Annotated in this window: 10 protein-coding genes; 6 read left to right on the top strand and 4 right to left on the bottom strand. The window is 61.3% G+C overall.

The annotated features are described in order from the left end of the window. Positions 1-1,065: 1,065 nt before the first annotated feature. From ABD842_RS10585 to ABD842_RS10560, 6 genes are all read left to right on the top strand, one after another. Positions 1,066-1,767: a hypothetical protein gene (locus ABD842_RS10585; RefSeq protein WP_345113281.1), complete on the top strand. Its 702-nt coding sequence runs from the start codon at positions 1,066-1,068 to the stop codon at positions 1,765-1,767. A gap of 916 nt (positions 1,768-2,683) precedes the next feature. After that, on the top strand, positions 2,684-3,070 hold the full coding sequence (locus ABD842_RS10580) for a hypothetical protein (protein WP_345113280.1): 387 nt from the start codon (positions 2,684-2,686) through the stop codon (positions 3,068-3,070). A gap of 616 nt (positions 3,071-3,686) precedes the next feature. Continuing rightward, positions 3,687-5,408, top strand: coding sequence for an OmpA family protein (locus ABD842_RS10575; RefSeq protein ID WP_345113278.1), 1,722 nt, complete (start codon positions 3,687-3,689; stop codon positions 5,406-5,408). Positions 5,409-5,779: 371 nt separating this feature from the next. Further along, on the top strand, positions 5,780-6,478 hold the full coding sequence (locus ABD842_RS10570; RefSeq protein WP_345113276.1) for a hypothetical protein: 699 nt from the start codon (positions 5,780-5,782) through the stop codon (positions 6,476-6,478). Positions 6,479-6,568: 90 nt separating this feature from the next. Then, positions 6,569-7,252: a metallophosphoesterase gene (locus tag ABD842_RS10565; RefSeq protein ID WP_345113274.1), complete on the top strand. Its 684-nt coding sequence runs from the start codon at positions 6,569-6,571 to the stop codon at positions 7,250-7,252. A gap of 68 nt (positions 7,253-7,320) precedes the next feature. Then, complete coding sequence (locus ABD842_RS10560; RefSeq protein WP_345113273.1) at positions 7,321-8,235, top strand: carboxypeptidase-like regulatory domain-containing protein; 915 nt, start codon at positions 7,321-7,323, stop codon at positions 8,233-8,235. A gap of 73 nt (positions 8,236-8,308) precedes the next feature. Here ABD842_RS10560 and ABD842_RS10555 read toward each other — a convergent pair whose 3' ends face one another. The 4 genes from ABD842_RS10555 to ABD842_RS10540 form a co-directional block, all read right to left on the bottom strand. Continuing rightward, positions 8,309-9,133: an enoyl-ACP reductase FabI gene (locus tag ABD842_RS10555; RefSeq protein WP_345113271.1), complete on the bottom strand. Its 825-nt coding sequence runs from the start codon at positions 9,131-9,133 to the stop codon at positions 8,309-8,311. A 164-nt stretch (positions 9,134-9,297) separates the two neighbouring features. Further along, on the bottom strand, positions 9,298-10,971 hold the full coding sequence (gene recN / locus ABD842_RS10550) for a DNA repair protein RecN (protein ID WP_345113269.1): 1,674 nt from the start codon (positions 10,969-10,971) through the stop codon (positions 9,298-9,300). Positions 10,972-11,221: 250 nt separating this feature from the next. Next, on the bottom strand, positions 11,222-12,136 hold the full coding sequence (gene porD, locus ABD842_RS10545; protein WP_345113267.1) for a type IX secretion system protein PorD: 915 nt from the start codon (positions 12,134-12,136) through the stop codon (positions 11,222-11,224). After that, a complete protein-coding gene (locus ABD842_RS10540) occupies positions 12,129-12,782 on the bottom strand; it encodes a phosphopantothenoylcysteine decarboxylase domain-containing protein (RefSeq protein WP_345113265.1) in 654 nt (217 codons plus the stop codon). The genes porD and ABD842_RS10540 overlap by 8 nt, the downstream gene beginning before the upstream one ends. Positions 12,783-12,785 lie beyond the last annotated feature (3 nt).

Below are 12,785 nucleotides of genomic sequence, written 5' to 3'. Positions count from 1 at the left end.
CAAGGGCAAGGAGCAGCCCCTATCGTTCATCGGAGACTTCGCAAATACCGACGTCAGTACTTCGGTTTTACCACAGTTAACAACGAGGAGATAATATTCATAAACGCCAGTTGGGAACCTTATTCTCTCTCCGAAAGAATAGGCAACCTAATAAACTTGTATGCGCAGGATACAACATGGAAGCACCAATACAAGGGCGCGATACATGGGGGCAGCTATTATTGGAATGTCAAAGCCAATCTAACTTCTGGCAATCTTTTCGAGTTTCATGTAAATGATATCGGCTTTCTTCTACCCCGCCGCTCGGCTGTGCCGAGTGACGCCTACGCACTGAGCAGCTGTGCTACGAATCCGCCCGCGCCGAGACAATGGCCCCACCCGGCGCGGGACTCTCGCGGCCCCGCCGAGCGACGTCGGGCCGGCCGCTGCTGCCCGGACGAGGTGGAGACGCCTACTTGCGTCTCCTCGTTGAACGATAATCGGGCTATGGCGCGGACGACGAGACGCAAGTAGGCGTCTCTACCTCGTTCTGTAAACTGTTCTAAACAAACCCGGTGCAAATGACGCGGATGGGGAGACGCGAAGTATCGCGCCTGGCCCCGCGCCTGGCGCGAGTTTAGAGCCTGTTAAAAATTAGAGTTTCTGAATGATTACCTCGCTCAAACAGACAAAAAGAGCCATTTTTCGTAGTCAGCCCAATAGACTCACTGCTACAAAAGTGTCACTAGACGCCATAAATGGCATTGTGCAACATAGTACTTCGCTAATTTTTAACAGGCTCTTAGCGTAGCGTAACTCGTGACCAGTTATGAGGGGGAGATTGTATCTCCCCTGCCGCAGCCGCGGCAAACCGGAGCCGCGCCGCCCGTTTTTGTTCGAGCGTGTTGTTGTGCTGCGAGGCTCAGCCTCGCCCGAATGTTCGGCACGAGTTACGCTGCGCTAAACTCGCGCCAGCAACGCAACTATTTATTCATTTATATTTTATTATCCCTTTAATTAAATACCTTAACCCCAGGCCCGCACCCGACGGTCCGGGCTATCTTTTAATCATTATTTCCATTCATCATGCCCGCTTACCAATCTTACTTCGACAATTTTTTTGCAACGCTGCCCATGTCGCGCCATAATTTTAAAGCCCTGGGCACGAGCGCCCTCACCAAGGGGCGCAAAGCCGATTTGGGCGCGGCCTTTACGTCTATTTTCACCGAGCTCGAATCGGCCCTTGGCGGCTTCGACGAGAGCCTGCGCGACGCCAACGAGTCGACCAGCGGCGACACGCTGGAATTTGGCGCCGCCCGCGCCAAGTGGCTCGACTTCGTGGACGACACCATGAAGGATTACGTGACGCCCAGGCTGCGTAAGCTTCCCATCTACGCCGACTTTAAGAAGTACACCAAAACCAAGCTCGCCGGCCGCGACCAGACCCGCCTGCTCGACGACTCCAAGCTGCTGCTGCCCCTCTACACCGAGCACGCCACGGCGCTGGGCTCCCCTACCCTGGCGGCCGAGGCTCAGAAAGCCTACCAGCTCCTGGCCAAGGCTCAAACCACCCGCAGCGAAACCGAAGGCGGCATCTCCCAGGCCCGCATCCACTTGGCCGCCGACTGGCAGGCCCTGGCCCGCGCCCTGCGCCGCTTCAAGGCCCAGCTGGAGCTGAAGTTCGACAGCCCGCTGGAGGTGTACAGCTTCTTTGATTTCGGGAAGGCGAATAAATACACTACCTCCAAAAAGAAGCAGGACTCCGGGCTACCCCAGCCCGAGGCCTGATGGCAGCTCTGCCACGGTGCCCAAGCCGTTGTATCAGTCGCAGATGGTCGGCTCCGAGTACTCAGCAGCGGCTTTCTTACAATCAGATGGGGCCGCCGGGTACTCGAAAAGGCCGCTGGGGAATCAGGAAAGTAGTTCTGCGTGCTCGGCGGCCCCTGACGGGAACTATGCCGTCCTTGCCGAGTACTCGGACAGGGATAAAGCGGTTGGCTCAGGGGCTGCTGAGTACGCAGACGGCATTTCTTCATGCAGGGTACCGCACGAAGCATTGCTGCCACAGCCTTGGCATCAAAGCAACCGAAGCCGCAGTGCTGTTTCGGCGACCCTCAGCATGGCCCTGTATTTCGGGAGCAAGCAGACAATCCGATGCGACCAACGATACTCCGTTACACTTCGCTGCTGATGAGTTCATTGAAAGGCCGGACCGTAAGAATTATTCTTTCAGATCAAGCCGGCAATCTGTTTGGAACCATTAGATCGGCCCGCAGTACAAGCCCCATGTCGTGAAAATAGACGGAGCGGACAAGCGCAAAACAACAAGTCAACTGCTGGAGCCTACCCCTCACTCCCTGCACAAGTCATTCACTTCCTTGAGCCAGGGGTGTGCCCGGTGCCANTATCGTGGTTGAAGCGACCGGTCGGACGGCGGAAAAAGCCGTCCGACCGGTGGGTATACCGTTCACGAAATTGCTATACTTCCTTGAGCCAGGGGTGTGGAATGAGGAGGCAAGGCTCTTTCCTCGATGACGACCCGACGGAGGCCAAGCGCCTGATCAGGGGAAATAGTGTTTCCGACTGCCTAAGCCGCGCGTTGCAGTTGCCCGGTCCGGCCCAGTGACTGGGGCTTTTAGCACCGGTAGCTAGTTACCGTGCTGATCAGCTAGTTTTGCTGCTACTCCAACCCCGTTCAGCAGGCATGGCTCTTAAAATCACCCCCGTAGAACTGCGCAATGGGGCATTGCGCGTAAACTGGCCGCAGCTGGTCGTCTGGACGCTGCTGCTCAACGCCGGCCTGCTGCTCTGGATTAAGTACCAGGTGGGCCCTATCCGGCATCCGGTAACCGTTACGGCAAAAAGCGCGGTCGTCTTCTCCCTGGCCACGGACACGGCCCGGGCTTCGGTTGCTGTCGAGACGGTGTACGCAGGCGGCACGGTAGATTTGCATACGGTGCAGGCCGACGGCTGGTGCCGGGTGTCTCTGCCCGAGCAAGGCTACCCGCGCCGGCAGGGCTACGTGCAGCGGCGGTTCCTGCTGATTCCGGATTCTACCCTGCTGGCGGCGCAAAAGGGGCCGCTGCGCTAACCGGGGGTGCGGGTTGGGGGCAGCACAGTCGCCTGCCGGCAGCTCCCGCGCGACCATCCCGCGCCAGCACCGGCGAAGAAACCCCACTGGAATATGGCGCCAAAACAACAAAGCCGGCGGCCTATACCCGGCGTTATAATCCTGAGCATTGCCTGCCTGCTTCGCCTCAGCCCTTACCTCATCATCTTTACCATTCCGCTTCACGTTGTTGGTATCGCACTGATCTGGTCTTCCACGACTGAAACCAAGGCCAAAATCATCGTAACCAGTATCCCCCTTCTTTTCCTGGCCGCCCTTTATTTCATAATAACCTCAGCCACCTTTTAGCGCTGGGGTCTGGTTTGGGCAGGCGCCGCGGCCGCGGCCGACGCCCCGAGCCACTGGCGGGATGACCCTGAAAAACGGGTGGAAAAGCGGCCGGTGGGGCAGCAGCGCCGCTGCTTAGGCGGCAGGCGCGGGCCGCGACTATACGTTGCGAATATTTTTAGCCCCGGGCTGGGCCAACCGCCGCCGGATAGCGTATCATAAGAGCCTTGCTTTCGTAGAACCGCGGGCTGCCACCCCATTTTATTTGCCCGCTCCGGCACCTTGTGCGCCGGCACACCGCCTTGCTTCAATGACGCTACTGCTACCCCCCTTCCGGCTGCTGGCCGGTCTTTCTTTGCTGCTGTGCCTGCCTGCCGGCGTAGCCACTGCCCAAACCGCGGAGCGCCGCACCAGCCTGGGCCTGGTCGGCAGCGGCCTGCAGTATGAGGGCGACTTCGGCTCCGACTACTGGCAGCAGGACGCGACCCGGCCCGCCGTCGGGCTGGCCATCAACCAGTACCTCAGCCGCGGCCTCGATCTGAACAGCCAGGCCTTCTACGGGCGGCTGGAGGGCAGCCACGGCACCGACACCCGCTTCGTCACCACGCTTGTCAATCTGAACCTGGGCTTCAAGGTCAAGCTCAATAACGGCTGGGCCCTCAAGGAAAACGCCTTTTTTCAGCCTTACCTGCTGGCTGCCTCGGGCTGGACCTACGCCAGCCGCTCCAGCCAGTTTATGGGCCGGCGCACCGACGTGGACAAGGGCTACGTCGACGTATTCACGGCCGCCGGCATCAGCTTCCGGCTGGGCGGTGGCACCAGCCTGTTTGTGCAGACCGGTCAGCACCTGCCGCTCAATGCCAACCTCGACGGCACCCAGGAGCCGAAAACCCCGCGCTGGGCCGACCGGTTTCTGCAGCACAGCGTGGGGCTGAACTTCAACATGGGCCAGGCCAACGACGCGGACGAAGACGGCGTGACCGACCGCCTCGATAAGTGCCCGAACACGGCTCAGGGCATTGCCGTCAGCCTGCAGGGCTGTCCGCTCGACGGCGATGCCGACGGCGTGCCTGACCACCTCGACACCTGCCCTACTGAGGCCGGCACCGCCGAGCTGCTCGGCTGCCCCGACAAAGACAGTGACGGCATCACCGACGCCGAGGACACCTGCCCCGAGGTGGCGGGCAAAGCCGAGCTGCGCGGCTGCCCTGACACCGACAGTGACGGCATCGTAGATCAGGAAGACAAATGCCCCGGTACCGCCGCCGGTACCCCGGTTGACTTCACGGGCTGCCCGGTAAAAGCCGAGGCTCCCGCCGATACCACGGCTACGCCGGCGGCCCTCGCCGCCAGTGCCCCGCTGGATAATGACGGCGACGGGGTGCCCGATGCCCAGGACCGCTGCCCCGGCAGCCCGGGTCCGGCCAGCCGCCGCGGCTGCCCGGTCATCAAGGACGAAACCCGTCAGACCCTGCAGGACGCTACCCGCGCCATCAGCTTCGAGCCCAACAAGGACACGCTGCTGCCCGCCTCCTACCCCACCCTGGCCGCCCTGCTCCCGATCCTGACGGCTTACCCCGACCATAGCCTGAGCATCGCCGGCCACACCGACAGCCGGGGCCCGGTCGCCTTCAACCTGGCCTTGTCCCGGGAGCGGGCTGAAGCTGCCCGCCGCTACCTGCTCAGCAAAGGCGTCGCGGAAAGCCGCCTCCAGCTGCGCGGCTACGGTGCCACTCACCCGTTGGTCAGCAACGCTGCCGAAGCCGGCCGGGCCCGCAACCGCCGGGTGGAATTCGACCTGTTCATCACCAAGGACCGGAATGCCGCCGAGGTAAAATACGGGCCCGAGCCAACGGCGGCCAGCCTGAAAGCGGCGATGAATAAAAAGAAGGCCCCCGTCCGGAAAGCCGCCGTCAGAAAGCGGCCTGCGCTAAAAGCAGCCCCCAAAGCCGCCGCTCCTGCCGCCAAGCCGGGAGCAGCGCCGCAGCAACGAGCCACGGCAGCGCCGGTCAAGAAGCCTTCCCGCCGGTAGCAGGCCTTGTTCGAGCCCCTTAGGCTCTGCCTGCGGCGTCTACCCCGACAGGTCAGCTCGACCCCGGGGATGGCGGGCCATAGCGGACCTGCCCCTAAGATCAGCTGCCGGTAGAGCCAGGCCCGACTACCCCGGCGGAATGCCGCCGCATGACGCGGCACTGCGCGCGCGCCTACCGGGATTTAGAGCCTGGAGCGCGGACGATGAGGCGGCAGTTGGCCCGGTGCTGTGGGATGCCGGTACGGTCTTCAGCCCGACAATAGTTTGCGGCTTTATGCGCGTTTGCCCTACTCAGCCGTACACTGCCCTACGCCGCGCGGGCTTTCCGCCGCGGCCTGCTGCCCTGGTGGCAGCCCACTTCTTCCCCAACCATGCCTGACTTCACCGTAGAACGCCTTTCCTTCAACTCGCTCAGTGAGCTGCCCAACTCCTGGACCAACCAGGATTACCTTGCCCTGCTCAGCCTGCTGAACTTCGACAGCCCTGAGGCCATTGAGCCGGCCGAACTGAAGGCTATGTGCCAGATGGCCCTCACCGACCTGGAACCCACCGAAGCCGCCGAGCTGGTGTTGGGCTACCTGTTTCCCGACGACCTCAACGCCGGTCAGATTCAGAACCTGGCCCACAACATGCTCACCGAAAAGCTGTGGGAGGAAAACCCCGAGCTGGAACACCACCAGGGCTTTTTCAAAGCCACCCAGCTGCTCTACGAAGCTTATAACGGCAAATTTCCGCGGGCCGAAGCCGTACAGTTCCAGGTGCAGCTTACTGCGGCTGACCCCGCCGGACTGGCTATTTTCGATACCCTGCCCGAGGCCCCGCTGCTGCGCCTGCTGGCCCAGGGCATGCCCGACAATGCCTTGCTCAAGCGCCTGTTCAGCGAGCAGCTGGCCGGTACCCGCTTCCCCGAAGCACAGCACATCATCTGGCAGCTGCAGCCCGGTGCCAGGACGGAAAACGCCATTTCGTTTGACGTCGTCAGCTCGGCTTACTGGCTCGATGACTTCAAGTATGCCGACACCTACCAGGCCGCTACGGAGGCCGAAGAGCCGGCCGTCGAGGCCGAGTAAGCTCCGACACTGCTGCCATTAGAGCGGCAGTACGCAAAACTTCCGCGGGGTAGCCCTGGCTGCCCCGCGGAAGTTTTGCGTACTGCCGGTATGGAAACGTACGTACTTGGCGATATTCACGGGGCCTTCCGCGCTCTGGAACAGGTGCTGGAGCGCAGCCCCTTCCGCCCCGGCATCGACCGGCTCATTCAGCTCGGCGACGTGGCCGACGGCTGGCCCGACACGCCCCAGTGCGTCGAGCGGCTGCTAAGCATTCCCAACAGCATCTGGCTGCAGGGCAACCACGACTGGTGGACGGCTGAGTGGCTGGCCACCCGCCTGCCGCCCGAAGACCTCGACCAGGGCTGGTATACCCAGGGTGGGCAGGCGACCTACGAAGCCTACCAGCGCAGCCCGCCCGAGCAGCTGGGCCGGCACTTCACCGCCTTTTTCGGCCAGCAGCTGCCCTACTTCGAAGACGAGGACAACAACCTGTACGTACACGCCGGCTACGACCCCACCGCGCCCATTACCCAGCAGGAGCCCTATGACCTGATCTGGTCGCGGGACCTGTGGGAAAACGGCTGGGAAGCCTTGGGCTACACCGAAGGCTTTATCGGGCACACCCCCACCTGGTCGTGGAGCACGGAGCCGGCCCGGCGCACCAACGTGTGGAACATCGATCAGGGCGCCGGCTATGCGGGCCGGCTGAGTATGCTGAACGTGCGCACCAAGGAGTTTGTGCAGAGCGACGAGGTGCCGGGCCTGTACCCGGGAGTGAAAGGACGGGGCTGATATTTTCTCGGGAGCGTGTGGAATAGGCGGACTGACGGCATCAGGCTAGAGTAATTCTTACTCGGCCGATGAAATCAACTCTACTGCTTCTCTTTTGCCTGTTACTAGCTTCGTCCGCGGAAGCTCAGCAAGTTGTTATTACGGGCCGCATTACCGACCGCGCAAATGGTCAGCCGCTTTCCGGGTGTACGGTTCTACAGGTGGGCACCACGAATGGGGTCAGCTCTAATGCTGACGGCTCATTTTACTTGTCGGTGCCCGGTTCCCTGCAGATTGTCACACTTACGGTTTCTTCTATCGGCTATGAGACAGTTCAACGACAGGTAGAGGTTGGGGACAGTGTCTTCTTCGGACTATCTGTTAGCTATAAAACCCTATGCGACCTGACTATCAATCCGAGCTGGAAAGCCGGGCTGTCATCCGGGGTGCGCTACGCTCCTCTTGGGGCCAGCATCCACTTTCTTGGCTCTCATCATATTCCCTCCTCCCTGAAGCTGCACGTCGATTACCAAACCAATCTGCGCCAAAACCATGCGTTTATAGCTGGCGTGGAGCTGCCACCCTTGCTGCGCCACAATCAGTTCACTATCACTGAACAGGTGAGCTACCAGCAGTTCCAGGCAGCACCAGCCAAACTGCAGTTCCGGGCTTACTCGGCTACTGTCGGGCTGGGCGTCTACCGCATTGGCTCCGTACGCGTCCCGGACCTGCTAGTAGGAGCCGGCCACAGCCGCTACCAAACCTTGCAACGCCCGGAGGCAGCGGCGGAAACCGGCTACGGCTATATCGTGGGGCTGCGCCGCAGCTTCGGCTATCCGCTCCGGGCGCTGGTGCTGGTGCAGGCCACGCGCTGGCCGGACTTCTGGCAACTGCAGGGCAGCGCCAGCCGCGCCGTGTTTGGTAAGTTTTCCGCCGGCGTCAGCTACCAGCAGCTGCGCCGCTACCAGGAAGTTTCGCTGACGCTCAGCCGTTATTTTTACTAGCCGGCTGGCTCGGCCTCCAACAAAAAAGCCCGACCATCCGGCCGGGCTTTTCTATTTATACAGCAAGGACTTCTTACTCGGCGCTGTACTGGGTAATGGCCTCCACGATTTCCTCCGAAATGCCGGTGGTGCTGAAGCCGCCGTCGTGCATCAGGTTCTGCATGGTCACGTAGCGGGTCAGGTCCGAAAACAGGCTGATGCAGTAGTCGGCGCAGGCTTCGGCCGGGGCGTTGCCCAGGGGCGAGAGTTTGTCGGCGTAGTCGTAGAAGGCGTTGAAGCCGCTGATGCCGGTGCCGGCCGTGGTCTTGGTCGGCGACTGGCTGATGGTGTTCACGCGCACTTTCTTGAGCTTGCCCAGGCGCTGCCCGTAGCTGCGGGCAATACTTTCGAGCACGGCCTTGGCCTGCGACATGTCGGTGTAGTCGAGAAAGGCGCGCTGGGCGGCAATGTAGCTCAGGGCGACGGCCGAGCCCCACTCGTTGAAGGCGTCCTGCTTTTCGGCCACGGCCAGCATCTTGTGAAACGACAGCGCCGACACGTCCAGCGTCTTCTGGAACCACTCGTAGTTCAGCTCGCCGTAGTGCTTGCCCTTACGGATGTTGGCGCTCATGCCAATGCTGTGCAGCACGAAGTCGAGCTTGCCGCCGAGGTGCTCCTGGGCGCCGCTGAACAGCTTCTCCAGATCCTCCATCGAGGTGGCGTCGGCCGGAATGATGAGGGCCTCACACTGCTCGGCGAGCTTGTTGATTTCGCCCATCCGCATGGCCAGCGGGGCATTGGTCAGCACGAAGCGGGCGCCCTGCTCGTAGGCTTTCAGCGCTACTTTCCAGGCAATAGAATCTTCGTTGAGCGCCCCGGAGATGATGCCGACTTTGCCAGCAAGTAGGTTATTGGACATTGTTTTTTTGGTTGTTCGTTTTTAGGTATTGGTTTTTGGTTGGTCGTTTTTGGTTTTTGGCCCGTTCAAACAACCAAGCCGTTTCAGGCAAATTGGCTTTACCGTTACGGCGCCCCAAGTTTACGAATAACCAAAAACTAAAAACCAAAAACTAAAAACCAGCTTTACCCCACCAATTCCTCGCCGCGCATAGCCAGCAGCTCGCGGGCACTCTGGAAGGCATTTTCGCTGGGCTTGGCTCCCGCAATCATGTGGGCAATTTCGCGGATTCGCTCCTCCGTGCTCAGCTCCCGGATGCAGCTCACGGTGCGGTCGGCGCGGTCTTCCTTGTACACGAAGTAGTGGGCGTCGCCGGCGGCCGCCATCTGGGGCAGGTGGCTGATGGCAATCAGCTGGTGCTTTTTGGCCATCTGCTGCATCATGCGGCCCACCTTCACCGCAATTTCGCCGGAAATACCGGTGTCAATCTCGTCGAACACTATCGTCGGCAGGGCGGTTTTGTCGGCCAGCATGTACTTAATGCACAGCATCAGGCGGGAGAATTCTCCGCCCGAGGCAGCCTTGCTCAGCGTCTGGGGCTGGGCGCCCTTGTTGGCCGTAAACAGGATGCTGATAACGTCGAGGCCGCTGGCGGCGGGCTCTCCGGCCGCATGCTGCACCACGATGCGGGCGTGGGGCATGCCCAGCTCCGCGAGCAGGCCGCCCAGCTCCTTCTCAAATTTGGGAAACGACTTCAGCCGGCTTTCCGAGAGCTTGGCGCCCTGCCGCTGCACGGTGGCCAGCGCCCCTTCGGCATCCTTGCGCAGGCGGGTTATTTCCTTGTCCAGGTTCAGCACCGAGCCCACTTTGCGCCGCAGCTCGTCGCGCACCAGTATCAGGGCTTCCGCGTCGCGCACCTGGTGTTTGCGCTGCAGGTTGTAGAGCACGTTCAGACGCCCCTGCAGCTCGTCGATGCGGGCCGGGTCGCCCTCGGTGCGCCGCTCGGCCGCCTCCACCTCGTCGGCAATGTCGTGGAGTTCAATCAGGCAGCTGTCGAGGCGGGCTTTCAGCACCCCGAACTGGTCGGCGTAGCCCGCAATCTGCCCCAGCAGGGTGGCAGCCTCCTTCATGCTGCCCGTGGCGCAGTACTCGCTTTCGCTCAAGCTCTGAAAAGCATGGGTGAGCTTGTACTTTATTTCCTCGGCGTGCTCCAGCTGCTTCACCTCCTGCTCCAGCGCGTCCTGGTCCTCATCGTCGAGGCGGGCTTCCTCCAGCTCACTGAGCAGAAAGCTCTGGTAGTCGAGCTCCTTGTTGGCCTGCACCACCTGGTTTTCGAGCCCTTTCAGGTCGGCTTCCAGCTTGCGGTACTGGCGGTAGGCGTTGCTGTACTGGGCCCGGGCGGGCACCAGCCCGGCGTAGAGGTCGAGCAGGTTGAGCTGGAATACGGCGTCGCCGAGCAGCAGCGTGTCGTGCTGGGAGTGAATGTCCATCAGGTTGGCCCCGATTTTCCGCAGCGCGTCCAGCGTGACGGGGGTGTCGTTCACAAAGGCCCGCGACTTACCCGTGGGGCTGATTTCGCGGCGCAGAATGCACTGCGCGTCGTAGTCCAGGTCTTCCGACTCGAAGATATCCTGGAGGTGGTAGTTGGAAATGTCGAACTGCCCCTCGATAACGCACTTGCGCTGGGTATCGAACAGCATCTTGGAGTCGGCACGGTTGCCGAGCAGCAAGCCGATAGCGCCGAGCATGATGGATTTGCCGGCCCCGGTTTCGCCGGTGATAATGTTGAGCAGCGCCGAGGGCCGCAGCTCCAGCTGCTCAATAAGAGCGTAATTTTTTATGCGCAGATCAACCAGCATAGCTCGTCAGTTAACGGGAGTAAGGCCCCAATCGGTCTGGGCAGAAGCCGTTGCGGCAACTGCCAAAGCCTTTGTGCGGCTTCCAGAGGCATTTCGACTAATAAAATTAGTCATTCCCGATAACATCGCAAACAGCGTCCAAGCATTTTAGCAAAATGCAGCCGTGGGGCGGCTATATTCCCTAAACCACCTGGGCCCGAAAAAGCCGCGCCCGGCCGAAGCAGAACGCGGCTGGCAATGGAGCGGCCCGCTACTTCAGCAGGGCCTGGTATTTGGCCGAGTTGGTGGGGTCCACTTCCGACATCATCGTCACGACCTGCTGCTTCTGCTGCACGTCCTGGGTGGTGCGGAAGATGTTGGCAATTTCCTCGGCCTTGGCCGTAAAGAACGAGCGGGCCAGCAGGGTGCCGGGGCGGCGGATGGCGGCCTGCTGCAGGCCCTGCAGCGCCGTAAAGATGCTGGTGCGGGCGTCATCGGGCTTGGTGATGAACACGTCGAGGCCCTGGCGGTAGTAGGCGTAGCTGCCGGAGCGCATGGCTTCCAGCTGGGGGTCCTGCAGGTTGTTGAGCAGCCAGTAGCGGTTGTTCGACTCGGTATCCTTCCAGCCCTTGTCGCTCTCATTGGTGCTGCTCTGCGAGGCCGCGTTGTTGAGAATATTGCGGGCCCGGTCGTAGTAGGGCGAGCCGCCAAGCCGGGCAAAGCTGTCCTGGTCCATGCCGATGATGAGGTAGGCGTAGAAGCTCAGCAGCGACGACAGGTTGCCCACAAAGGCATTTTCGGAGTAGTCAATCGGCGTCTGGGGCGTATAGCGAAACACCCAGCTCTTGTCGGCAAAGGAGAGCAGGTTGGTTTCGTAGCCCGTGCCGTACACCGGACGCGTAGTGATAATACGGGCCGTAGCCTCGTAGAGGCCGTTTTCCGGAATCTTGTTGATGCCAATAAACACGCGGCAGTTGATCCGCTCGTCGGGCCGGTAGGTCTGGCTGGTGAAGGGGCGGTTGTTAAGAAACGTCTGCATATCGTTCTGCATCTGCTGCAGCAGCTGCCGGTCGGTTATGGCCACATTCTCGGCCGTCACCTGCACCAGCGCGTTGATTTCCTGCGCCCGGGCCGGCGGCGTGGCCAGCAGCAGCAGAAACAGCAGCGGAATCAGAAGTTTACGCATGGGAATGGGCTAGGCGGGCTAAAACGGTGCGGACAATATCGTGGGCTACGGCGGCCTTGGGCTTCAACTCAAAGATAGTGGTTTGGCCTCCGGCTTCCAGCAGGGTCACTTTGTTGGTGTCGTGGCGGAAGCCCGCGCCCGGGTCGCGCAGGGAATTGAGCACCACCAGGTCGAAGTTCTTGCGGCGCAGCTTGTCCAGGGCGTGGGCTTCCTCGTTGTTTGTCTCCAACGCAAAACCCACCGAAAATTGTTCAGCCCGCTTCGTGCGGCCCAGCGTGGCGGCAATGTCCACGTTCCTGACCAGCTCCAGGGTGAGCGTGTCGCCGTCCTTCTTGATCTTGTTCAGGGCCACTTCCCGGGGCTTGTAGTCGGCGACGGCGGCGGCAAACACCCACACGTCGGCAGCAGGCGCGACGGCGGCGGCGGCGGCGTACATCTGGTCAGCCGTCTCCACGCGCGTAGTTTGGATGCGTGGGTGGGCGGGGTCCGCCAGGTTGGTCGGGCCGCTGATGAGCGTGACAGCGGCGCCGGCTTCGGCAAAGGCTTCGGCCAGGGCGTAGCCCATCTTGCCCGTGCTGTGGTTGCCAATAAACCGGACCGGGTCGAGGGGCTCGTAGGTGGGGCCGGCAGTGATAAGGACGCGCATGGG

It is taken from the genome of Hymenobacter algoricola, assembly GCF_039539525.1.
GTDB lineage: Bacteria > Bacteroidota > Bacteroidia > Cytophagales > Hymenobacteraceae > Hymenobacter > Hymenobacter algoricola.
This window is presented reverse-complemented; position numbering and strand designations above follow the sequence as displayed.